We start from the raw sequence: 21,741 nt of genomic DNA, 5'->3' as shown, positions 1-21,741 counted from the left end.
CCAGTTTCCGCCCGCTTCGCCGCGGGCGATGGCATCCCAGACGGTGGCTTCGGACACCGGCGGCACTTCGGTGCCGGGCTTGGTGCCGACCCGCAGCACCGCGTCGTGGGCCGGTGCGATGACCGTGTTGGCCACGGGCAGACGCCCGGTCTCCACTCCGTTGACCTTGGCCACAGCGAAGGTCACGTCCTGGGTGCCCGGGCTGCCGGGGTCTTCGACGACCTGTCGGCTGACGTTCATTTCCGGGTCTTCGACGCGATGCGCGGCCGGACGCAACGGCACCCGCTCGGTGACCTTCTCCATCCGGATACGGGTTACCTCGATCTGCATTCCGTCGGTGACTGGAGTCGAGGCGCTCGGCAGCACTTTGTCGCTTTGCTGCAACGGCACACCTGCGGCGTCCAACAGTTCGGCGACGTTCGGCGCGGCCAGATGCACGGTGCGCATGACGCCGCCGTCATTGATCTGGACGGTCTTGGCCGTGACGACCGGCAGCGCCATCCCCACCAGCGGAACCCGGCTGCCGCGTGAGGCCGCGGCGGGCGCGGTGTCGGTCATCGCCAGCTGGGCCAGCGCCTCATCGACGGTGGACGCCGTGGTCCACACCTGCTCGCTGTCGTGGCCGTCCAGGAAGATCTGCAGCGGCCGGCTGCGCCGCAGCACGATCTCGTCGGCGTCATGGATTCGCTCGTCACCGTTGGGGTACAGGTCGTCCCGCTCGCCGACCTCGAACCCGTTCTCCTTGAGCACGTCGATTACCCGCGACTTCATCGTCGTCACGGTCAACCGGGTTCCGTCCACGCTCAACGTCACCGTCTTCCGGGCGGCGACCGCATACCCGCCCGCGAGCGTCAACACCAGCAACAGCGCGGCGACCAGAAGCCGCAGGATCGGTGATGGGGTCTGGTGCAGCTTCGTGAGTACGTTCAACGCTCGTATTTCCCCGACCTAAGCAACACTTCAACGACACCGTCAGCAGCGACAAACGAAAGGGGCCCGGCAAGGCCCCCCGTTCGATCACAAGACGGTAACGAATCGGCCTAGTTAGGGCAACTCCGGCGCGACGCTCTTAACGGACTCTTAAGAGTCGGCTCCCAGCCGGTAGGCCCGGCGAGCGTTAGCCGTGGTGACCTGTGCCAGTTCGTCGGCGGGTCGTCCCAGGAGTTCAGCCAACGCTCGCACAGTGTAGGGCAGGCAGTACGGCTCGTTGGGAGCGCCACGGTAGGGATGCGGCGTCAAAAACGGCGCGTCGGTTTCGACCAGCAGCTGGTCGCCCGGGATCAACGGGCGTTGCGGAAGCTGGCCGTCCCGGCCAGGCTCAGGAGCCAACCGGCGTCGACGCAAGCGCGGGCCATCGCCGGCCCTGACGAGAAGCAGTGAAAAATCACACAGTCGGGGGCGCCCTCGGCCCGCAGCATGTCGAGGACCTCGGTGTCAGCCTCGCGGTTGTGGATCATCAGCGGTTTGCCGGTCCGCTTGGCCAGGTCGATATGCCAGGCGAAGGACTCGCGCTGTGCGGGCGGCTCGGCGCACCCGTCGAGCCGGCCCGGCCAGTACAGGTCCATCCCGGTCTCGCCGATCGCCACCACCCGCGGATGGGCTGCCAGTCGCTCGATTTCGGCGCGAGCCGCCTCGGTGAAGGCATTCGCGCGGGTGGGGTGCAGGGCCACCGCGGCATAGACCCGCGGATCCCATTCGGCCGCGCGGGTCACCCAACGCGCCGAGTCCAGGTCGTCGGCGATGGTCACCACCGCCTCGACTCCAACTGCTGCGGCGCGCTCGACAATGGCGCGCACCCCGTCGGCGTCGTCAGCGCCGCATGCGTCGAGGTGAGTGTGGGCGTCGATCAACGGCGCCAACGGCGCCGGGGCGGGGGGCGCCTCTCGTTTACCGGACCGGTTGGAGCTCACGCGCACACAATAGGGTGGATTCTCGATGAGGCCCTACTACGTCACCACCGCTATCACCTATCCGAATGCCGCACCGCACTTAGGGCACGTGTACGAGTACATCGCCACCGACGCGATTGCCCGGTTCAAGCGGCTCGACGGCTTCGACGTGCGGTTTATGACCGGCACCGACGAACACGGGCTGAAGATGGCCGAGGCCGCGGCGGCGGAGGGGATTCCCACCGCTGCGTTGGCCCGGCGGAACTCCGATGTGTTCCAGCAGCTGCAGGAGCGGCTCAACATCTCGTTCGACCGCTTTATCCGCACCACTGACACCGACCACCATGCCGCCTCCAAGGCGATCTGGCAGCGGATGGCTGATGCCGGCGACATCTACCTCGATAGCTACTCGGGCTGGTACTCGGTGCGCGATGAACGGTTCTTCGTCGAATCGGAAACCCAGCTGCTCGACAACGGGACTCGCATTGCCACCGAGACGGGGGCGCCGCTGACCTGGACCGAAGAACAGACCTATTTCTTTCGGCTGTCCGCGTATGCCGACAAGCTGCTGGCCCACTACGACGCCAAACGCGATTTCATCGGGCCCGAAGTGCGGCGCAACGAGGTGGTCAGCTTTGTCTCCGGCGGCCTGCGCGACCTGTCCATCTCCCGGACGTCCTTCGACTGGGGAATACCGGTGCCCGATCATCCCGACCACGTCATGTATGTGTGGGTCGACGCGCTGACCAACTATCTGACCGGCGTCGGCTATCCCGACACCGATTCCGAGTTGTTCCGCCGCTATTGGCCAGCCGATCTGCACATGATCGGCAAGGACATCATCAGGTTCCATGCCGTGTACTGGCCTGCGTTTTTGATGTCGGCCGGAATCGAGCTGCCGCGAAGGGTTTTCGCGCACGGATTTCTGCTCAACCGCGGCGAGAAGATGAGCAAGTCCGTAGGCAACGTCATCGACCCGGTGGCGCTGATCGACACGTTCGGTGTTGACCAGGTCCGCTACTTTCTGCTGCGCGAGGTCCCATTCGGCCAGGACGGCAGCTACAGCGACGAGGCGATGATCAGCCGGATCAACGCCGACCTGGCGAACGAGTTGGGCAACCTAGCGCAACGGTCGCTGTCGATGGTGGCCAAGAACCTCGACGGAATGGTGCCCACCCCAGGAGAATTCAGCGCAGATGACATTGAGTTGCTGGCGCTTGCCGACGGGCTACTGGAGCAGGTGCGGACTCATTTCGACTCCCAGGCCATGCATTTGGCGCTTGAGGCGATCTGGCGGATGCTGGGCGCCGCCAACAAGTACTTCTCGGCGCAGCAGCCGTGGGTGCTACGCAAAAGCGAGTCACAGGACGACCAGACGCGGTTCGGCACCGTTCTCTACACCACCCTGGAAGCGGTTAGAATTGCAGCGTTGCTCACGCAGCCGGTGGTGCCGGAGTCGGCGGCCAAGCTGCTCGACCTGCTCGGCCAGCGCGCCGACGCGCGGTCGTTCAGTGCGGTGGGCACTCGGCTCGCCCCGGGCACCGTCTTGCCGCCGCCGACGGCGGTGTTCCCGCGCTATCAGGCCGAGTGAGTCCGTCGCGCCACCAGACGCACAATCCCCCAAAACCTGCCAAATATAGGTGCTTTGCGTCTGTTGGGCGGTGTAACTTTTTCGGTGGTCGGCCCGTCGTAGGTGTCGTAGCAGGAGGTATGCGATGGGATCGCTGGACTACACCGAAGCGGTGAACGTGGCATTGGATCGCTTGCGCACCAACGGTTTTACCTCGGCCGCTTCTTCGCCAACCATGGGCCGATGGCCGCCGAGGCGCTAGCCAAGCTCGGCTATTGCGACGAGGTCCCCGGGTGGGTCGACGCCAATATCATCACCGCGAGCACGGGCCGCTGCCCGACCCGACGGAGCCGATCACGGAGTGGCAGGCAGCGCTGGGCCAGCGCGAGCACGGCGGCGATTGGGTCGAGCTGTTTCGCCGCGAACTCGCCGAGGCCGCATGGCGAGACGTGTTGCAGAGATGGTGGCTAAGACTGTTGCCGGGCTGCGCCGGCTCGCTCACCCACGGTTTGATCCGCACCGCCCACGCGGTGCGATCGCTTCGGGACACAGCCCAGCCCACCGAACTTCAAATCGATGAACTTGCCCGCGGTCTGGCGTGCTGGGCGACCACGTTCAAACCCCTGCAAACGGAGCTGGATGTGGTTGGTGATGTCGACGCCGAAGCCGTCGACAGCGCGCTAAGCGAGCTGACGGCCGAATACGCGGGCCAATACGCCGCGACCAACCCATCGTTCCCAGTCCCGTTGATTCACACCATTACTGCGCCCGCGGCGATGCGGCCGCTGCTGGCCGAAGTACCGACTGAACTGCACGCAGTCTCATTCGCGACGATCTTGAGGGTCAACCGCGAATTGTTCGCCGCCTTCGGCGGGCAGCGCATGACGGACACATCCTCTGAACATGACACCGACCGCACGTTCACCGGCCTGGCAGCCGCGGCCCCGGAGCTCGGCGCCGAGCATGCGATCAAGATCTGCGAGGCAGCCATCCGGGAGAATGCCCGTCGTCCGGACCCTCGCTATCTCGCTGAGGCTGGCGCTGCCATAGATCTGATCCGGCATGGTCGGGGCCGGCATAACAATCAGTCACAGCCGCGGCGGTCGAGCGTAGTCTCCTGCGGCAGCAGGCTGGTCGTTACCGCGTATCGTCAGCCGAAACTGAGGTGCTGTAGCACACGCAGAAAGACACGTCGGTCATTGGCTGACAGCTGCCCAAGCCAGCGCTCCTCGCCGCGCTGGATGTCCGCCTGCGTGACGTTTTTGATTGAACGGCCCGACTCGGTGATCGCGAGTAGGCGTGCGCGGCGGTCGTCGGGGTCGGGAATCCGCTCGATGTAGCCGCGTTCCTGCAGCTCATCGAGGGTGGGAATGATGCGTGTTTTGTCGGCGCCAATCGCTTCGGCGAGGGCCGCTTGGGTGCGGATCGGCGAACCGTCAAGGGCGCATAGCACGATGTAGCCCCACATCGATAGGCCGTGCGCTGCCAGCACCGGCTGCTCGGCGGCCACGGTTTCTCGAGTCAGCCGCGCGAGCATCGCCGCGAGATCTGGTCGCGTCACCTTTCGCACCATGTCGTGATGATAAAGCTTGACAGATTATATACGTATGCATATGGTATGCGAATGCACACAAACGTGGATCTCCGCCCGATGCACCGGATCGCCATACTGGCTTCCGTTGATGTCGTCTCGGCCGTCACGGTCGACGACTTGCCGAGGGTGACACCGTGCGCTGGCTGGAATCTCGCCGACCTGCTCACCCACATGACCGTGCAGCATTGCGGCTTTGCCGCCGCCGCGCGCGGCCACGGCGCCGATCCGGCGATATGGCAACCCGCAACTATCGCCGACGCGGTCGCTTCCGACCCCGCCGGCACCTACTGCGCGGCCGCTGCCGACGTGATCGACGCGTTCGGCGGTGCGGATGTGCTCGATGCGATGTTCGCGCTCCCTGAGTTTGCGCCGGGAGCTACCTTCCCGGGTTCACTGGCCATCGGCTTTCACTTTGTCGATTACGTCGTGCATGGCTGGGACTTGGCACGCACGATGGGTAATTCCTTCACACTTCCGGCCGACGTTGTCGCCGCCGCGCTGCCGGTCGCCTTGGCCGTGCCCGACGGAAAGTTCCGCAACGGCGCGAATGCCCTGTTTCGCCCGCCGATCGAGTCGATGGACCAAGCTGACGACCTGGATCGCATCCTCACTTATCTCGGTCGAAGTCCACAATGGACACCCCCTAAGGCCTGACCGCAGCAGCTCATGGGCACGACCGAACGGAAAACGCGAAGAATTCGCCAGCACCAAAAGGAAACCCGAGATGTCTGCACTGACGGCAACGCACACGCATGATCAGCCCTGGCAACCGGCAGCGGCTTGACGGGGAAACCAATGACAACAACATCCGTCGGCGACGTTGACGCCACCGGCGCCGATCGCCGTCGATCAGGCGAGTCGAACGTGGCTGGCCAGCCGCCGATCACACCGAGCAGCGGCCTCCTTAGCAGCGACTGGCTGCCCGGTCCTCCGACGGGACCCAATCCCCAGTCGTGGTGAGTTACACCGACTTTCATTCCAAGTCCGACGAGGATTGGCAGCACATCGCCCAGCTGGGCATGAAGCTGGCGGAGAGTTGGCCGATCATGCGCGGAGCGGTCGGGCTGTGGCTGTGGGGCAAGCCGGCCGAGTGGCGCGGCGGATCGCTTTCCGTCTGGGATGACAAGGCCGATTTACGTCGATTCATCCGCTGGCCCGTTCACGTCGCCATCATGAAGAACTGGCGGGGACGGATACGGGTGCAATCCGTCAGCTGGGATGATGAGCGATTTGTCCCAGCGCATGCATGGCTTCGCGCCGAGGCGCACATGCGGGCTCCGCGCGACATGTCAGCCGGTCGGATTTAAATGCTGCCGGGAATGATCGCTGCGAAGTGAACCAGGGCGCTCACACCGGAACGGTCGCGACCAGTGTCACGACAAGGTAGGCGGGGTGCATGGGTCTCCGATGCTCAGCCAGCCGCGATGGGGTCGAGCCGAAAGACGGCGATCCGCCCGGCCAGCGCCGCGACTTCGTCCGGCGTTCCCTTACGTACCAGGCCTGCCCGCTTGAGAAAGCCGACCGCGACCGGCACTTCACTCGGAACGACGTGAAGCACTGGGCGGGCCTGCTCGGCGGTGAGCTCGGTGATCTGCACTCGCCTCGCCTTGCGGCCCTTGCTGAGCGTTCCGACGCCGGCGGCGCGGGCGTTGCGCGCCCAATCGGCACCGGGGAATCCAGCCATCGCGTAGAGGTGGCCGTCAAAGGTGAACGGCGTCATCGGCGTGCTGCTCGGCCGCCCGGTCTTGCGACGGGGCACCGTGAGCACCATCGGCGGTCCTGTTGGGATGCCGAGCTTTTGCACCGCAATCATGAACTTGTTCATCGGTTTGAGCCAGCGCGGCGGCTTGCGTTCAGACATGGCTTGTCCCTCTTGCTAGTTGGTAAAGATGTTGCGGTACTCGCTCACCCATTGCTCGAAGGATTGAGCGGGGCGGCCCAAGATCTTCTGCACTTCGTCGGTTACGACGGCCGGCTGGTCGATGGTGGTGGCCAACATCGCGATGTAGGCGTCGCCGAATTCGGGCGGGAAGCCCAGCCCCACGAACCGCTGGCCGACCAGGTCGTCGGGGACTTCCTCATACCGCAACGGCCGGCCCAGAACCGCGCCGATGATGTCGACCATGTCGACGTTGGTGAGCGCCTGTGGGCCGGTCAAGGGAATCTTTCGGGCGAGCAAATCGTCGTCGAGCAACGCTTTGGCGGCGACCTCGGCGATATCGCGTTCGACGATCACGGCGGTGGATGCCGCGGCGTAGGGCCCGCGGACGATGTCGCCGGAGCGGATCTGTGCCGACCACATGCCGGCGAAGTTGGTCGCGAACACCGAGGGCCGCAGGCTTATCCACTCCAGCCCGGACTCGACGGCTAGTTGCTCGACCTCTTTATTGCGGTCGCCGCGATACCGCGATGGTTGGCGCGAGAAGTCGTCGTCGACGTTGATTGCCGACAGCGCGACCAGCCGGGTCACCCCCTCCCGCTTGGCTTGCTCGACCACCGCGGTCAACTCCTGGCCCAACGCACGCGAATTCAGAAACACCGCCGATGATCCGGGAATCGCGGCGGCGGCCGATTCCACCACATCGACCTCGGCCGGAAGCCCGGCCGACTGTGGATTTCGGCTCACCGCGCGCACCTTGGCGCCGGCGTTGACCAGTGCATTGACTAGCGGTCGGCCGACATTGCCGGTCGCTCCGGTGACGACAATGGTCATGATCTAACTCCTGCTACTCGATGTTGTGGCCGGGACGGCCCTATCAGCAAGGACGAGTCGACGGGCCAGAAAGTTACAAGTCGCCGCGTCACTTTTCGCGGCGCCATTTCGTCGTTCTTCATGCCGGCGGCGTCGATGGGCGCCCATTCGATCTGGAGGTAACACGGTGACCGCAGCAAAACCGTACGCAGGCCTGCGGTTCCGCGACGGCGACGCTCGACGCGAGCGACGCTGGCCGTTTTGCGCCGACGGCTCCTTGCGTTATCCCACCGTCGAATCCGGCGGCGTGACAGGCGATTACATGAACGGTGTGCTCGGCGACGTTGTTCTTGTCAACGGCGCGCCATGGCCGGTGCTGTACACCGATCCGGCGCGATATCGCCTGCGGCTGCTCAATGCCTCCAACGCCCGCCGCTACCGACTCGAACTCGATCCGCGGCTGTACGCTTCCGTGCCACGAGCTGAAGTGACATCGGTCACACCGTGTCACATCCGCCGCCTTCGCGGTGTCTCAACGGCACAAGATCCGTGAGACCTGCGATGAACAGGAGACAATCATGACCGGCACACGCACACGCGTCGTGGTCATCGGCGGCGGATACGCCGGCACCCTGGCCGCCAACCATCTGCGGCTGCGCGCGGACGTCGCCATTACGTTGGTGAACCCGCGTCCGGTGTTCGTGGAACGGATCCGTTTGCACCAGTTCGTCGCCGGCACCGGCACCGCCACCGTCGACTACGGCACGCTACTGGGTGAGGGCATCCGACTGGTGGTCGACACCGCCGAGCGGATCGACACTGCCAACCGCAAGGTGGTATTGGCCTCGGGTGACGTGCTGGACTACGACTACCTGATCTACGCCGTCGGCAGCACCGGCACACCGCCGGCAGCGGTGCCCGGTGCAGAGGAATTCGCTTATGCCATCGCCGAATTCGAACACGCCGAGCGGCTGCACCGCGCACTCGACCAACTGCACCCGGACGCGCCCGTCGTGGTGGTCGGCGCCGGGCTGACCGGCATCGAAACCGCCGCGGAGCTCGCCGAGCAGGGCCACCCCGTCACCCTGGTCTGCGGCGGTCTGCTCGGGCCGTCGTTGAGTCCAGCTGGTCGGCGTTCGGTGAATAGGTGCCTGCGCAGGCTCGGCGTCGACGTGCTGGAAACCGCCGTCGTCTCAGCAGTGGCGCCCGGCGCGGTGCGGCTGGCCGACGGCACGGTGCTGCCCAGCGAAGTGACGGTGTGGACAGCCGGATTTGGGGTGCCGGACTTGGCCGCCCGCAGCGGTTTGAGCACCGATGCGCTGGGCCGACTGCTCACCGACGAAACGCTGACCAGCATCGACGACCGGCACATCGTGGCAGCCGGAGACGCCGCTGCCCCGTCGAGTCAGCCGCTGCGGATGAGCTGCCAGGCTGCCGGTCCGTTGGGGGTGCAGGCCGCCAACACCGTGCTGGCCCGCATCGCCGGCAGTGAACCCGCGGTGCTCGACCAGGCGTTTGTCGGGCAGTGCGTGAGCCTGGGCCGCAAGCGCGCCACCTTCCAGCTCGCGCGGCTCGACGACACCCCGATCAACGTGGCCATCGGCGGCCGGTTCGCGGCCATGATCAAGGAGGCGGTCTGCAAGGGGACGGTATGGGGTATCCGCCGCGAGGCGACCGAACCCGGTTCGAACCCCTGGCTCAAGGGCGGCAGGCGAGCCGAGCGCCTTGCGCACGAGGCGGTCACGGTCTCGTGACCGCCTCGCCCGGCACCACCGAGCACGCCGAGCGGTTCACGCTCCTGCGGCCATTGCTGTTCACTATCGCCTACGAAATCCTCGGCTCCGCAACCGAATCCGACGACGTGCTGCAGGACAGTTACCTGCGGTGGTCGCAGGTCGAACTGTCGACCGTGCACGACCCCAAGTCATATCTGGCCCAGCTGGTCACCCGCCAAGCGCTCAACGCGTTGCGCGCTGACGCGCGCCGCCGAGAAGACAACGTCGGGCCGTGGCTGCCCGAGCCGCTGTTGCTCCAAGAGCAGGACCCGTCCGCGGATGTGGGGCTGGCCGAATCGGTGTCGATGGCGATGCTGGTCTTGCTGGAGACGCTGAGCCCCGAGGAACGTGCGGTGTTCGTGCTGCGCGAGGTGTTCGGGTTTGACTACGACGAAATCGCTTCGGCGGTAGACAAATCCGTGCCGACCGTACGCCAGATCGCCCATCGGGCGCGGGAACATATGCAGGCGCGGCGCCGGCGCTTCGGTCCGGTCGACCCGGAACAGAACGCGCGCATCACCGCTGAATTCTTGGCCGCGGCGTCCAGCGGCGACGTGCAGACCGTGATGTCGATGCTGGCGCCCGATGTGGTGTGGACCGCCGACGGCGGCGGCAAGGCGACCGCGGCCCGTCGACCGGTGGTCGGGGCACAGAAGGTCGCCAGCGCAGTCATCGGGATTATGCGGGTCGGCAAAAGGATGGCCGACGTTCGACTGGAACTGGCGGTCTGCAACTCGGCGCCGGCAGTGCTGTTCTACCGCGGCGACAACCTAGAAGGCGTTTTCACCGCCGAGATCATCGACGGCAAGATCACCAACTTCTACGCCGTACGCAATCCCGACAAGCTGGCGGCGCTGGCAACCGCACGCGCGATCAGCCGCGCCTGACTTTTCTGCCAAGCTAGGACGGTGCGAATCGACTGGCTCGGCGACCTCGGCGCGGCACCGCGAGTGCTGCGCGCGGTGGGCGCAGCTACCAACCGGCTCGGCCTTCCGCCGCCGGCTGCGCTGACCGGCGACTGGTTCGGCGCGCTCGCCGTCATTGCGCCGAGCGTGTCGGCGCAACCGGTCGACCCTGGCGATGTCTTCGCCGTCCGGTCCGGCGCCCCCACCACCGCCGTCGGCGGCGGCTGGGTCGGCTACCTCTCCTACCCCGACCCGGGCAGCAGCCGAGAACCGGAGAACGTCTGGAAAGCCGCCGGCGGCTGGACCGATTGCGTGCTGCGCTGCGACCGCCGCGGCCAGTGGTTTTACGAGAGCCTGTCGGGCACCAACATGCCGGAGTGGCTGGTGGAGGCGCTCGCGACGCCGGCACCGGCCCGTGACTGGGGCATCGAGTGGGCTGCAGCCGACCGTGCAGCACACCGCGCCGGGGTGCTGGCCTGCCTGGAGGCGATCGCCGCGGGCGAGGTCTATCAGGCGTGCGTGTGCACGCAGTTCACCGGGAGCCTCGTCGGAGCGCCGCTGGACTTCTTTGTCGATGCGGTTGCCGCCACTTCGCCGGCTCGGGCTGCCTATGTGGCTGGGCCGTCGGGGGCGGTCGCCTCGCTGTCGCCAGAGCTGTTCCTGCGGCGCTGCGGTGACGTTGTCACGTCCAGCCCGATCAAGGGCACCTTGCCGTTGCAGGCGTCTCCGTCGGCGTTGCGGGCCTCGGTCAAGGACGTCGCCGAGAACATCATGATCGTCGACCTGGTCCGTAATGACCTGGGCCGGGTGGCGCTCACCGGTACGGTGAGTGTGCCTGAGCTATTGGCGGTGCGCCGCGCGCCGGGCGTGTGGCACTTGGTGTCGACGGTGTCGGCGCGGGTGCCCGTCGAGCTGCCGACTTCGGCGCTGCTCGACGCCGCCTTTCCCCCGGCCTCGGTCACCGGGACTCCCAAAATACGTGCGCGGCAATTGATTTCGCAGTGGGAGCAGCCCAGCCGCGGAGTATATTGCGGCACTGTTGGTTTCGCGTCTCCGATAGCAGGCTGCGAGCTCAACGTGGCTATCCGCACCGTCGAGTTCGACGGCGCCGGAAACGCCGTGTTGGGGTCCGGCGGCGGAATCACAGCCGACTCGGATCCCGACGCCGAGTGGGATGAGTGTCTGCACAAGGCCGCGCCGATCCTCGGCCTCACATCCGCGGTCACCGCACCCGCCCGTGCGGGTTAGCGCCGCGAGCGCACGACGGCGTCGTAGAGCTCCCGCCGCGAACGCAGTTCCGGATGCGCGGCAGCCACCTGGCTGCAGGCGTCCTTGACTCGAATTCCTTGGCGCGTCAGCTCGTTCACTTCGGCCACCAGCGCCGGCACGTCGGCCTCCAGCGCCGCCCCCGCCACCACCACAGTGATCTCCCCCAGCACACCGTCGTCGGCCCACTTGGCCAGCTCCTCCAGCGACCCGCGCACCACCTCCTCGTGGACCTTGGTCAGTTCCCGGCACACCGCCGCGCGGCGCGCCCCGCCGAGCTGGTTGACCGCGTCGTGCAGACACGCAGCCAACCGGCGCGGAGATTCGAAAAACACACAGGTGCGCCGCTCCTCGGCCAGCGACGCCAACCATGTCCTGCGCGCGGACTGCTTGCGCGGAGCGAAGCCCTCGAAACAGAACTTCTCCGAAGGCAACCCGGACACCGCCAGGGCAGTAATCACCGCCGACGGTCCGGGTAGGCACGTCACCGGCACACCGGCATCGACGCATGCCACGACCAGTCGATACCCCGGATCGCTGATGACGGGCGTCCCGGCGTCGGTGACCAGCAGCACCGTCGCGCCGGCACAGATGTCGGCAACCAGCGTCGGCACTCGTGCGGGCTCGTTTTGGTCGAAGAAGCTGACCACCCGGCCGGCGATTTGGACGTCGAGCGCCTTGGCCAGTGTCCGCAGTCGCCGGGTGTCCTCGGCGGCCACCACATCAGCGGAGCCCAGCGCGGCGATCAGCCTCGGTGAGGCGTCGGACGGCTGCCCCAGCGGCGTGGCGCCCAGCAACAGTCGACCACCGCTCATGGGGCAAAGCCTACGATCGTGGTTGATGACATCCGCCCCGCCCAGCGAAAGCCCTGTCGCCGTCGCCGAGCGTGCGGCACCTGTTATCAGCCCCGCGCCGCTGGTGCCGGTCCCCGATTTCGGCCCGGTCGACAGTATGCAGGGCTGGGCGATGACTGCGGTGATCACCGCTTTGGCGGCGGTGACCCGGTTTGTGAACCTGGGTTCGCCGACCGACGCGGGCACACCGGTTTTCGACGAGAAGCATTACGCGCCGCAGGCTTGGCAGATGCTGCACAACCACGGTGTGGAGGACAACCCCGGCTTCGGTCTGGTCGTCCACCCGCCGGTGGGCAAGCAGCTGATCGCTGTTGGCGAGGCGATCTTCGGCTACAACGGGCTGGGCTGGCGCTTCACCGGCGCGCTGCTCGGCGTCATCATGGTCGCGCTGGTGGCGCGGATCGCGCGGCGGCTCAGCCGCTCGACGCTGGTCGGCGGTATCGCCGGACTGCTGATCATCGGCGATGGGGTGAGTTTCGTTACGTCACGCACCGCTTTGCTCGACGGCTTTCTCACCTTCTTCGTGGTGGCGGCGTTCGGCGCGCTGATGGTCGACCGCGACGAGGTCCGTGAACGTATGCACGTCGCGCTCTTGGAGGGCCGCAGTGCCGAAACAGTATGGGGTCCACGGCTTGGCGTGCGCTGGTGGCGGTTCTGCGCCGGTGTGCTGCTCGGATTGGCTTGTGCGACAAAGTGGTCCGGGCTGTACTTTGTCCTGTTCTTCGGTGTGATGTCGCTGGCGTTCGACGTGTCAGCCCGCCGCGCCTACCGTGTGCCCCGACCGTGGCTCGGGGTATTACGCCGGGACTTCGGGCCGACCGTCTATGCGCTGCTGCTTATCCCGTTCGGCGTGTACCTGGCCACCTATGCGCCGTGGTTTGCCTCCGAGACGGCGATCGACCGCCACGAGGTGGGCCAGTCGATCGGCCCGGAGGCGTCATTTCCGATGCCCGACGCCATTCGCTCGTTGTGGCATTACACCTACAACGCTTATAAATTCCATGCGGGCCTGACGAATTCGGCCGGCAACTACCACCCGTGGGATACCAAACCGTGGGCATGGCCGATGTCGCTGCGGCCGGTCCTCTACGCGATCGACCAGCAGAATGTTCCAGGCTGCGGCGCGCAATCGTGCGTCAAAGCGGTGCTGCTCGTCGGCACCCCGGCCATGTGGTGGCTGTCGGTGCCGGTCCTTGTCTACGCCGCATGGCGGATGCTGGTGCGCCGCGATTGGCGCTACGCCGTGGTCCTGGTCGGCTACTGCGCTGGCTGGCTGCCGTGGTTCGCCGACATCGACCGGCAGATGTACTTCTTCTATGCGGCCACCATGGCACCGTTTTTGGTGATGGCGATCGCGCTGATTCTCGGGGACATCTTGTATCAACCTGGGCAGAGCCGGGAACGACGCACGCTCGGCCTGATTGTGGTGTCCTGCTACGTCGCGCTGGTGCTGACCAACTTCGCGTGGCTTTTTCCGGTGCTCACCGGTCAGCCAATCTCGCAGGCCACCTGGAACATGGAGATCTGGCTACCCAGCTGGCGGTAGTTCGGGCGGCGAGCGCCGCCTTTCGCCGCGAGACAGAAGCCACGGCTGTGATTGCGGCCTGACAACACCGCGGGGGGTTGTGTCGCGCGGCTAGGGCTACAGCGGGTCGCGAGCGGCGGGACACGACATACAGCGCGGTCCACCGCGGCCGGTGCCCAGCTCGGAGGCGGCAATAGTGAGCACTTCGATACCAGCGTCCTGCAGCCGGGCGTTGGTTCGCATATTGCGCTCGTATGCGACGACGACGCCGGGCGCCAACGCAAGCGTGTTGTTGCCGTCGTCCCACTGTTCGCGTTCGGCGATGACCGGATCCAGCCCGGTGTCGATGACCCGTAACTTGTCGATGCCCATCGCGTTCGCGGCGGCCTCGACGAACGGCGTCTCGTCGCTGATCGTGACGCCATCCGGGGTGCGCTGAAGCGTGAACGCCGACAAGGCATCCACCACGTTCGCATACATCACCACCGCGTCGGTGTCGACCATGGTGCACACGGTGTCGAGGTGCATCTGCGCGCGTTTCTGCTCAATCGGCACGGCGAGCACGGTGTTCGCCAGATCGTCGTCGAACAGACTGCGCGCCAAGGCTTCAGCGCCGGCCGGTGTGGTGCGCTCACCGACCCCAACTGCGACGACGCCCGGTGCGAGCAACAGCACGTCGCCTCCTTCGACCGGCGCGGTGTGCGATTCGTATGCGCGCCGCACGCCGGTGAACCGCGGGTGATGGGCATAAATCAGGTCCGTCAACGATGCCTCACGAGCCCGGGCCGGCAGCGCCAGTGAGGGGATGATCACTCGAGGCCCGATCCAGATCGACGAGTCGCGGGTGAACACCAGATTCGGCAGCGGCTCGATGACGAAGTCGGCTGCGTGGTGCATGCGGCGTACCAGCGACACGTCGGTGCGCGTGTCCGACGGAAGCTCGGTGAACGTCATGCCGGCCATCAGCACATGTGCCAGGCTGGCTGGATCCAGGCCACGCAGGTAGGCCGAAAGCTCTTGTGCCAGTGGAAATCCCAACCGCCGGTCGTTGACGGCGGCGGCGATGCCCTGCATCCGGGCCGCCCCGCTGTTGAGCGCCTCGGTCAGCAAATCGGACAGCAGTAGCACTTCGACACCGCGGGAGCGCAGCAACTCGGCGAACGCGTCGTGCTCCTCCTGCGCGCGCGCCACCCAGGGCAACCCGTCGAACAGCAGCTGGTCGTTGTTGCGAGGGGTGAGTCGCCGCAACTCCGCCCCGGGCCGATGCAGGATGGCCACCCGCAGCCGTCCCACCTCGGAATTGGTGCCCAGTCCGGCGACACTCACATATAGCAAGGTAATGCCCGCATCGCCCCGACGCCGCGGTGCGACCCGCCGAGCCGGCATCCTCGAACGGGCGTGCGATAGACTGGCGGCCATGGCGATCGCGGTTCAGGGCTCGCTGTTCGAGCTCGAACAACGCCGCTACCTCGGCGACGGCGCGTGGCTCGATATCCGCTCGGGCTGGCTGACCGCAGCTGACGAGCTGTTCGGCGCGCTGCTGTCGACGGTGCCCTGGCGCGCCGAGCGCCGCCACATGTACGAGCGGGTTGTCGACGTACCGCGTCTAGTGAGCTTTCACGACCTGACGGTCGAGGAGCCACCGCATCCGCAGCTGGCGCTGCTCCGTCGGCGACTCAATGACATCTATGCCGGGGAGCTGGGTGAGCCGTTCACGACGGTGGGCCTGTGCCTGTACCGCGACGGCGCCGATAGCGTCGCGTGGCACGGCGACACGATCGGGCGCAGCAGCAGCGAGGACACCATGGTGGCGATCGTCAGCCTGGGCGCCACCCGCACCTTCGCGTTGCGGCCGCGCGGCGGCGGACCATCGTTGCGGCTGCCGCAGGGTCATGGCGATCTGCTGGTGATGGGCGGGTCATGTCAACGCACGTGGGAACACTCGGTTCCCAAGACATCGGCCCCCACCGGTCCGCGTGTCAGCGTCCAATTTCGGCCCCGTGATGTGCGCTAGGTCTTGCTGGCCGGGCGCAGTCAACTCCTGACCGCGGCAACAGCTGTGGTGAGCAGGTCGCGGGCCCGTTGGGTGTTGACGGGAACCACCGGTTTGTCCGGAAGGACCAGCGGATTGGCGGTAACGATCACCTGGTAGTTGCCGAAATGAGCGGAGTAGTCATAGAGCTCGCCGGTGCGGGGTTTGCCGTCGACGACCGTCTGCACAATGCGGTGCACCCCGAGGGTGCGGGTGCCCGCGATGTGTGGGGCGTCGACCACCTCGATGACGCCACGCACCGCGCCACCGGCGAAACCCACCTTCTGGCAGGCCCCGCCCGGATCGTTAACCGGCACCGGCTGGGACGTTTCGACCGCAAGGGCGATGAAGCGGTTGCCGTCGCCCTCGGCTGAAACGGCGGCCATGTTGCCCTGCAGACCGGGCGGTACCACCGGCGCAACCGCGACCTTCGCACACTCCGGCGGCTCGAATTTCAGGCCGTCCGGCAACTTCTGCGCCGCCAACAACTTAGGATCGATACCGGTCGGCGCGATGCTGGTCACGTGAAACTCAGGCCCGAAACTCGACTTCACGTCGGCGACTTTGGCGATATCCGCGGAAGCGGAACCTGACGATTCAGCCGACGCGCACCCTGCCAGCGAACACGCACATGCAACCGCGAGCACCGCCCTGACCACCATGGTGAATCTACCCAAGGACCAACGATCAGCCGCGTAACGCGGACACCGTTTCGACCAATAAGTCGGCGACGAATTGCGGCGGCAGCGGCGAATGGACCGAACCAGGGTCGGTGATCAATATGGTGTACGCGTAAAAGTCGCCCAGATACGCGGCGAATGTCTGGGCTTGAGAAGCGATTTCCGTGCCACCCTCGACCGAGGTGGTTGTCTCGCTTGCCATCCCGATGGTTTGGATGCCGTCGATGTGTGGCGGCTCGACCAGGCGCACCGTGGCTGAGGCATGCCGCGTCGACATGGTCCATTGCCGGCACTGGGACATGACCGCGGCGTCGACGCTCGCCGGTGCCGGCGCCACTGCGGCGTAGACAATCCCGCCGGAACCTGATCCCGACAAGCCTTGTCCTGATTGGCTGCGGCCGCGGACCGGGTCGGCAAGCGTCGCGCACTGGGCTGGGTGTGCCGTCCACTCTGCTCCCAGACCCCAGACCGCTGTGGGGGCCGCCGCAGCGGCCAGACCAGTCACCTCATAGCCACTGGGCAGCTCACGGGCAACCCTTTTGATATTGGCCGGGTTAACCCGCACGGTGCCGGTCGGCGACGACATAACCGAAGCGATGCGGGCAGACCCGTCCGGGTGAGCGCATGCCGCCACCAGCATCACCACCACCGCAGCCATCGCGAGCCGCATGTCCGTTGATACCACGCGACGGGCCAGATCAGATGCGCCGACACGCCGCCGGTGCGCAGCGCGGCGAGTCAGCCGACAGCTTGAATCACTTGCAGGGCAACCCGTTTGATTTGATTCGCCATATCTCGTCCAAAAGGCAGGTTGCGCAGCTGGGGCACATCGATCACCGTGGTGACCACGCCTACATCGTCACGCTCCCAGCGCGCGCCGTAATGATCCATGATCGTGCGCATTGGCAGGTTGTCAGAAAGCATTCGGCCACAAAACTTTTCGACTCCGGCCACCCGGGCTGCTACCGCCAGGGCACCGATCAAAAAGCTACCCAGCCCACGGCCTTGGTAGGGATCGGCGACGATAAACGCGATCTCGGCGAGCGTCGGGTCGTGCTCGTCGCGAACGAAGCGTGCGTCAGCGACGGGATACCCTTCGGCGTCGGTCACCACCCAGACGAAGTGGTCGACATAGTCGACCTCGAACAGATAGTCCATCAGAGCCGGGCTGGGGCTTCGGGCCGACATGAACCGGCGGTACAGCGTCTCGTTGGAGAATTCGACGTGTCCCTGCGCGGTTTTCTCACTGTCGCCGGGCAGCACCGGGCGAAGCAGCAGTTCGGTTCCGTCGCGAAGTCGGATCGGGATCGGCGCGACGAAAGCGGCCAGCCGCTGGCGGGCGGTGCGAATGAGCCGCTGCATGATGCCGGGGATATGCACCATCCGGGCGAAAGCGTCGCTGTCGCCGATCCAACCGGTCAACGGTGTCGTGGTGGTGACGGTGGCGGTGCGCGGGATGTCGCGTAACAGTGCGATTTCCCCGACGATCATGCCGGCAGACACGTGCTCGACGATCACGACGTCGTCGTCGCCGATGTGCTTGACCTCGGCGGTTCCGGACGAGATGAGAAGGAAGGAAACGGCCTGCTCACCTTGCCGCATCAGCACCTGACCAGCGGTCGCCTGCAGGGGCTGCAGGCTAGCGGCCAACGGCATCAGGTCCTCAGCGGGACATCCGGCGAAGATGTCCATGGCTGCGAGTTCGTCGGCGCGCAGGCTGGTCAGTTCGGTCACCGCGGCATCCCCGACGTGCGGCCCACGCAGGGCCGCGACCGCATTGCCATGACCGTCACCCCCTGGTCATCGTCGCCGGGTCGCAGAACTTTCGCCCGCGATCCAACTTGCCCAGGCTATGGGGTCGCCAGCTGATGCGGCAAGGATGCACCCGGCCCGGTGTGCGCCCACAGGCAACGGCACGTCAGACTCCACCAATGCACAGCAGCGATGACGCGCTTGAGCTGACCCGCGGCCTCCTCGACAGGCCCGCCTCGGTGCGACATGGATATCTCGACGTATTGGGTGAATCGACCGAGCCGTCTGCGCCGACGTTTGCCCAGCGGGCGATGAACAGCCCGTTCGTGGCGACCGTGTATGAGCGGTTGTGGCGGCCGGCCGCGTTCTACGTTGCCAGCGGCGTCACGACCAGGGCCGAACAGCGCCGCGCGTCGGCGGCTTTGCGGTTGTCGCTAGCCAATCGATTGCTTGATGTTGCGTGCGGTCCGGGCAACTTCACCGGTCCGCTGGCGCGGCAAATGCCGCCGGGCGGCCTGGCCGTCGGCTTCGACATTTCCGAGCCGATGCTGACTCGAGCCGTCGCCGACAACAGCGGACCGGGAATCTGCTACGTGCGCGGCGACGCCGGCACATTGCCGTTCGGGGAGGACACGTTCGACGCTGTTTGCTGTTTCGGGGCGCTGTACTTGATGCCGGATCCCTTCCGGGTCGCCCGCGAGATGGTGCGGGTGCTGCGGCCGGGTGGCCGGATCGCCATTCTGACCAGCTATGCCAGGCAACCGGCACCGGTCCGCTACGCCATGACGACAGGTGCGCGGATGATCGGGCTGCGGCTATTCGACCGGCATGCATTCGTTGACCTGTTTTCGGCGGCCGGCCTGGTCGAGGTCGAACAGCAGACCCAACGCGCGCTGCAGTTCGTGGCTGCCGGTAAGCGGGGATGACGAGCCCCTGCATCGAGTGCTGGATGTTGGCAGTATTTGGCAGTCCACTGCGTGGATCTGGCAGCCGCGTTGAACTTCGATGGGAGCGGGGCTGATGCCGCCTGATCGAGGAGGGACGACGCACATGGCAGAGGTCATGCTCAGACAGGCCACCATTCAATACCAGGAGTTCGGACCGCAGGATTCAGCCCACCCGCCGGTGCTGTTCGTCCACGGGATTCTGGTCGACGGCCAACTGTGGCGGGAGGTCGCCGAAGGCCTGGCGCGCCGCGGTTTCCGCTGCATCGTGCCGACTTGGCCGCTGGGCTCACACATCATCCCTGTCAATGAGGCCACCGCGCTATCGCTGCCCGGTGTCGCGGAGATGATCAACGACGCGATCGTCGCCCTGGATCTTTCCGATGTGACGCTGGTCGGCAGCGACACCGGAGGTGGGATATGCCAACTGGTCGTCGACGCCTATCCGGACCGGATCGGCCGCCTGGTGCTCACCAACTGCGACGCGTTCGACAAGTGCCCGCCCTTCCCGTTCGACATCGTGTTCGGATTGCTTCGCGGACCGATCTCGATCAAGGCGCTATTCGGACAACTGCGATTCAGGCCGCTGCGTCACTCGCCTCTGGGCTTTGGCCTGCTGGTCAACCACCCAGATCCGCAACTCACCGCCGCCTGGCTACAACCCTGCCTCAACGACTCACGCATCTGCCGCGACCTGGCGGCGCTGCTGCGTCAAGTCGCCACCGCCGATCTAACCGACGTCGCTACCCGCCTACCGCGATTCACCAAGCCGGTCACATTGGTGTGGGGGCAGCGGGACCGCTGCTTCACCCCGGACCTGGGCCGACGCCTGGCCGGGTTGTTCAGCAACGGGAAGCTGATCGAGGTGTCTGACGCGAAAACCTTTGTCTCCCTTGATAATCCCGACGCGGTGATCGACGCGATAGCGGCAATCACCGCATAGAACCCGGGCTGCGGGCATCAACGGTGTGCGCCTGCCGTTGACCTGCTCGAACTCTGTGGAGCTAAGGGGATTCGAACCCCTGACCTACTCGATGCGAACGAGTCGCGCTACCAACTGCGCCATAGCCCCTAGCCGCTAGCAGGCTACCAGTCACGGCGCCGGCAGCTAAAACCCGCAGCGCTACTGACCGGCCGCGCGTGGCAGGTCGTAGTGGCGCGCCAGCGACGCATAATCGAGGTGTTCGAAGATCGGGTCTTCGTCGTCGATCTCCAGCACCACCGCGCCCGGGCGCCGCAGCCGCGCAGGCACCACGTCGAACTCGCGGTCGTAGGTGTTCTCCACGCCGAGCCTCGACCGCGCCACCCGCTGCATCCGCCGACGCCGCAGCCGCTGCTCAATCCGGGTCTGCCGGCGCAGGTACGCCAAATAGAGGACCGTCACCACACAGGCGCCACCGCAGACCCACCACGCTGTCGGCGTCACCAGATACGCCACCAGCGCCGAGGCCAGCAGGCTCAGCGCCATGGTCATGACCATCCGCCTGCGGAACCGGAATTTGCGAGCACTGACAGCAGCGGCGCTCTTCGATGCGTACCGATGACGCCGCGCCGACACTGGAATTGTCACCGTCGACGGTTCGGCCGCGACCTCGATACCGGACGTGTCGTCCACATACTCGTATTGAGCGGCGTCCTCGTCGGGTTCGTCATCCTCCTCGTCGCCGACCGTATCGTCGACTTCAGCTTCGCTGATTTCGGCAGCAGCGGTCCGCTCCTCGGCGACCGGCTCGGCCTCGGATTCGTCGGCGGCACTTTCTATTGGCTGCGCCCCCGAGCCCTCGTCATCGGAGTCAGTGGATTCGACAGCGGCCATGACTGCAGCCCCCTGCGCCCCCGGCTGTGTCGCCACTGAGTCGTCATCGAGGTCGTCGTCGAGATCGGCGCTTTCCTGTGGTTGCCAGTCGGGATCGCTGCGATGTCCCGCCGCGGGCCCAGTGCGTCTCAGCAGCCGAGCCCCGGCGGCGCTGTTGAGCACCCGGGTCGCCAATGCCACGTCGCTGGTGCGCCGTACCGCATCCCGCTTGCTGATCAGCATCGGAACCAGCACGAACAGCCACAGCACCACCAACGAAATCCACAGCAACGATTGCGGGACGCTTGGCATGGTGACCTGCTCCTTTCCCGGCTCGAGCGCAGCCGGCCAGGACAATTACACACCTGTAATTTGCTCATTACAAGCACCGCAAACCACAAATGTCACTTAGGTAACACCAGCAGAAGCCGATTCCCGACGGGAGTTTCCCCGAATTGGCCAGTCCCG

20 protein-coding genes, 1 tRNA gene and 2 pseudogenes (1 of these 23 only partly in view) are annotated in these 21,741 nt (G+C 66.0%); 11 read left to right on the top strand and 12 right to left on the bottom strand.

Features of this window, described 5'->3' with window-relative positions:
• Together ACFE99_RS01580 and ACFE99_RS01575 are read right to left on the bottom strand one after the other, a co-directional pair.
• A pseudogene (locus tag ACFE99_RS01580) lies at positions 1-930 on the bottom strand (ubiquitin-like domain-containing protein) (it extends 183 nt beyond the left edge of the window).
• A gap of 150 nt (positions 931-1,080) precedes the next feature.
• Positions 1,081-1,916 (bottom strand): annotated as a pseudogene (locus ACFE99_RS01575) (TatD family hydrolase).
• 19 nt (positions 1,917-1,935) lie between these two features.
• On the opposite strand from ACFE99_RS01575, the gene metG reads away from it, so the two are divergent.
• On the top strand, positions 1,936-3,480 hold the full coding sequence (gene metG / locus ACFE99_RS01570) for a methionine--tRNA ligase (protein WP_375481767.1): 1,545 nt from the start codon (positions 1,936-1,938) through the stop codon (positions 3,478-3,480).
• A 1,129-nt stretch (positions 3,481-4,609) separates the two neighbouring features.
• Here the strand turns inward: metG and ACFE99_RS01565 are convergent.
• Entirely contained in the window at positions 4,610-5,032 is a 423-nt protein-coding gene (locus tag ACFE99_RS01565) for a MarR family winged helix-turn-helix transcriptional regulator (protein WP_375481765.1), read from the bottom strand.
• Between the two features lie 51 nt (positions 5,033-5,083).
• Here ACFE99_RS01565 and ACFE99_RS01560 point away from each other — a divergent pair, with 51 nt between their 5' ends.
• A complete protein-coding gene (locus ACFE99_RS01560; protein WP_375481762.1) occupies positions 5,084-5,707 on the top strand; it encodes a TIGR03086 family metal-binding protein in 624 nt (207 codons plus the stop codon).
• A 302-nt stretch (positions 5,708-6,009) separates the two neighbouring features.
• Complete coding sequence (locus ACFE99_RS01555; protein WP_375481760.1) at positions 6,010-6,360, top strand: hypothetical protein; 351 nt, start codon at positions 6,010-6,012, stop codon at positions 6,358-6,360.
• A 104-nt stretch (positions 6,361-6,464) separates the two neighbouring features.
• On the opposite strand, the gene ACFE99_RS01550 is transcribed toward ACFE99_RS01555, so the two are convergent.
• Complete coding sequence (locus ACFE99_RS01550) at positions 6,465-6,914, bottom strand: deazaflavin-dependent nitroreductase (protein ID WP_375481758.1); 450 nt, start codon at positions 6,912-6,914, stop codon at positions 6,465-6,467.
• Positions 6,915-6,929: 15 nt separating this feature from the next.
• Positions 6,930-7,766 carry an NAD(P)H-binding protein gene (locus tag ACFE99_RS01545; protein ID WP_375481756.1) on the bottom strand — a complete coding sequence of 279 codons (837 nt, stop codon included), beginning with the start codon at positions 7,764-7,766 and terminating at the stop codon, positions 6,930-6,932.
• Positions 7,767-7,932: 166 nt separating this feature from the next.
• Between ACFE99_RS01545 and ACFE99_RS01540 the strand changes: the two genes are divergently transcribed.
• Genes ACFE99_RS01540 through ACFE99_RS01525 form a run of 4 tightly spaced genes read left to right on the top strand, consistent with a single transcriptional unit; the run spans position 7,933 to position 11,673 of the window.
• Positions 7,933-8,298, top strand: a complete 366-nt coding sequence (locus ACFE99_RS01540) for a hypothetical protein (RefSeq protein ID WP_375481754.1) — start codon at positions 7,933-7,935, stop codon at positions 8,296-8,298.
• Between the two features lie 25 nt (positions 8,299-8,323).
• Positions 8,324-9,499: an NAD(P)/FAD-dependent oxidoreductase gene (locus ACFE99_RS01535; protein ID WP_375481752.1), complete on the top strand. Its 1,176-nt coding sequence runs from the start codon at positions 8,324-8,326 to the stop codon at positions 9,497-9,499.
• Entirely contained in the window at positions 9,496-10,407 is a 912-nt protein-coding gene (locus tag ACFE99_RS01530) for an RNA polymerase sigma-70 factor (RefSeq protein ID WP_375481750.1), read from the top strand. Before ACFE99_RS01535 ends, ACFE99_RS01530 begins: the two co-directional genes overlap by 4 nt.
• Before the next feature lie 21 nt (positions 10,408-10,428).
• A complete protein-coding gene (locus tag ACFE99_RS01525) occupies positions 10,429-11,673 on the top strand; it encodes an aminodeoxychorismate synthase component I (RefSeq protein WP_375481748.1) in 1,245 nt (414 codons plus the stop codon).
• Here ACFE99_RS01525 and rsmI read toward each other — a convergent pair.
• Positions 11,670-12,506, bottom strand: coding sequence for a 16S rRNA (cytidine(1402)-2'-O)-methyltransferase (gene rsmI / locus ACFE99_RS01520; RefSeq protein ID WP_375481746.1), 837 nt, complete (start codon positions 12,504-12,506; stop codon positions 11,670-11,672). The genes ACFE99_RS01525 and rsmI overlap by 4 nt on opposite strands.
• 25 nt (positions 12,507-12,531) lie before the next feature.
• Between rsmI and ACFE99_RS01515 the strand changes: the two genes are divergently transcribed.
• A complete protein-coding gene (locus ACFE99_RS01515; protein WP_375481744.1) occupies positions 12,532-14,091 on the top strand; it encodes a dolichyl-phosphate-mannose--protein mannosyltransferase in 1,560 nt (519 codons plus the stop codon).
• Positions 14,092-14,187: 96 nt separating this feature from the next.
• On the opposite strand, the gene arcA is transcribed toward ACFE99_RS01515, so the two are convergent.
• Entirely contained in the window at positions 14,188-15,396 is a 1,209-nt protein-coding gene (gene arcA / locus ACFE99_RS01510; RefSeq protein WP_375481742.1) for an arginine deiminase, read from the bottom strand.
• A gap of 91 nt (positions 15,397-15,487) precedes the next feature.
• Between arcA and ACFE99_RS01505 the strand changes: the two genes are divergently transcribed.
• Entirely contained in the window at positions 15,488-16,084 is a 597-nt protein-coding gene (locus tag ACFE99_RS01505) for an alpha-ketoglutarate-dependent dioxygenase AlkB (protein WP_375481740.1), read from the top strand.
• A gap of 20 nt (positions 16,085-16,104) precedes the next feature.
• On the opposite strand, the gene ACFE99_RS01500 is transcribed toward ACFE99_RS01505, so the two are convergent.
• From ACFE99_RS01500 to ACFE99_RS01490, 3 genes are all read right to left on the bottom strand, one after another.
• Positions 16,105-16,764, bottom strand: a complete 660-nt coding sequence (locus ACFE99_RS01500; protein WP_375481814.1) for a DUF5642 family protein — start codon at positions 16,762-16,764, stop codon at positions 16,105-16,107.
• Positions 16,765-16,789: 25 nt separating this feature from the next.
• Positions 16,790-17,452 (bottom strand): DUF5642 family protein, encoded by a 663-nt coding sequence (locus ACFE99_RS01495; RefSeq protein WP_375481738.1) that lies wholly within the window; start codon positions 17,450-17,452, stop codon positions 16,790-16,792.
• Between the two features lie 68 nt (positions 17,453-17,520).
• Positions 17,521-18,474 carry a GNAT family N-acetyltransferase gene (locus ACFE99_RS01490; RefSeq protein ID WP_375481812.1) on the bottom strand — a complete coding sequence of 318 codons (954 nt, stop codon included), beginning with the start codon at positions 18,472-18,474 and terminating at the stop codon, positions 17,521-17,523.
• Positions 18,475-18,713: 239 nt separating this feature from the next.
• On the opposite strand from ACFE99_RS01490, the gene ACFE99_RS01485 reads away from it, so the two are divergent.
• Positions 18,714-19,460 carry a class I SAM-dependent methyltransferase gene (locus tag ACFE99_RS01485; RefSeq protein WP_375481736.1) on the top strand — a complete coding sequence of 249 codons (747 nt, stop codon included), beginning with the start codon at positions 18,714-18,716 and terminating at the stop codon, positions 19,458-19,460.
• 124 nt (positions 19,461-19,584) lie between these two features.
• Positions 19,585-20,421 (top strand): alpha/beta fold hydrolase, encoded by an 837-nt coding sequence (locus tag ACFE99_RS01480; RefSeq protein ID WP_375481734.1) that lies wholly within the window; start codon positions 19,585-19,587, stop codon positions 20,419-20,421.
• 56 nt (positions 20,422-20,477) lie between these two features.
• Here the strand turns inward: ACFE99_RS01480 and ACFE99_RS01475 are convergent.
• Positions 20,478-20,550 (bottom strand) — tRNA-Ala (locus ACFE99_RS01475).
• Positions 20,551-20,601: 51 nt separating this feature from the next.
• Entirely contained in the window at positions 20,602-21,585 is a 984-nt protein-coding gene (gene glpR, locus ACFE99_RS01470; RefSeq protein ID WP_375481732.1) for a gephyrin-like molybdotransferase receptor GlpR, read from the bottom strand.
• Positions 21,586-21,741 lie beyond the last annotated feature (156 nt).

Origin of the sequence: uncultured Mycobacterium sp. (assembly GCF_964249325.1) — a bacterium.
Taxonomy (GTDB): Bacteria; Actinomycetota; Actinomycetes; order Mycobacteriales; family Mycobacteriaceae; genus Mycobacterium.
The sequence above is the reverse complement of the archived record's forward strand: the minus strand, read 5'-3'. Positions and strand labels throughout refer to the sequence as shown.

Coding starts and splice junctions, on each gene's coding strand:
- metG (WP_375481767.1), top strand. CDS start 1,936: ATGAGGCCCTACTACGTCACCACCGCTATCACCTATCCGAATGCCGCA.
- ACFE99_RS01565 (WP_375481765.1), bottom strand. CDS start 5,032: ATGGTGCGAAAGGTGACGCGACCAGATCTCGCGGCGATGCTCGCGCGG.
- ACFE99_RS01560 (WP_375481762.1), top strand. CDS start 5,084: ATGCACACAAACGTGGATCTCCGCCCGATGCACCGGATCGCCATACTG.
- ACFE99_RS01550 (WP_375481758.1), bottom strand. CDS start 6,914: ATGTCTGAACGCAAGCCGCCGCGCTGGCTCAAACCGATGAACAAGTTC.
- ACFE99_RS01545 (WP_375481756.1), bottom strand. CDS start 7,766: ATGACCATTGTCGTCACCGGAGCGACCGGCAATGTCGGCCGACCGCTA.
- ACFE99_RS01535 (WP_375481752.1), top strand. CDS start 8,324: ATGACCGGCACACGCACACGCGTCGTGGTCATCGGCGGCGGATACGCC.
- rsmI (WP_375481746.1), bottom strand. CDS start 12,506: ATGAGCGGTGGTCGACTGTTGCTGGGCGCCACGCCGCTGGGGCAGCCG.
- ACFE99_RS01515 (WP_375481744.1), top strand. CDS start 12,532: ATGACATCCGCCCCGCCCAGCGAAAGCCCTGTCGCCGTCGCCGAGCGT.
- ACFE99_RS01505 (WP_375481740.1), top strand. CDS start 15,488: ATGGCGATCGCGGTTCAGGGCTCGCTGTTCGAGCTCGAACAACGCCGC.
- ACFE99_RS01500 (WP_375481814.1), bottom strand. CDS start 16,764: ATGGTGGTCAGGGCGGTGCTCGCGGTTGCATGTGCGTGTTCGCTGGCA.
- ACFE99_RS01495 (WP_375481738.1), bottom strand. CDS start 17,452: ATGCGGCTCGCGATGGCTGCGGTGGTGGTGATGCTGGTGGCGGCATGC.
- ACFE99_RS01490 (WP_375481812.1), bottom strand. CDS start 18,474: ATGGACATCTTCGCCGGATGTCCCGCTGAGGACCTGATGCCGTTGGCC.
- ACFE99_RS01485 (WP_375481736.1), top strand. CDS start 18,714: ATGCACAGCAGCGATGACGCGCTTGAGCTGACCCGCGGCCTCCTCGAC.
- ACFE99_RS01480 (WP_375481734.1), top strand. CDS start 19,585: ATGGCAGAGGTCATGCTCAGACAGGCCACCATTCAATACCAGGAGTTC.
- glpR (WP_375481732.1), bottom strand. CDS start 21,585: ATGCCAAGCGTCCCGCAATCGTTGCTGTGGATTTCGTTGGTGGTGCTG.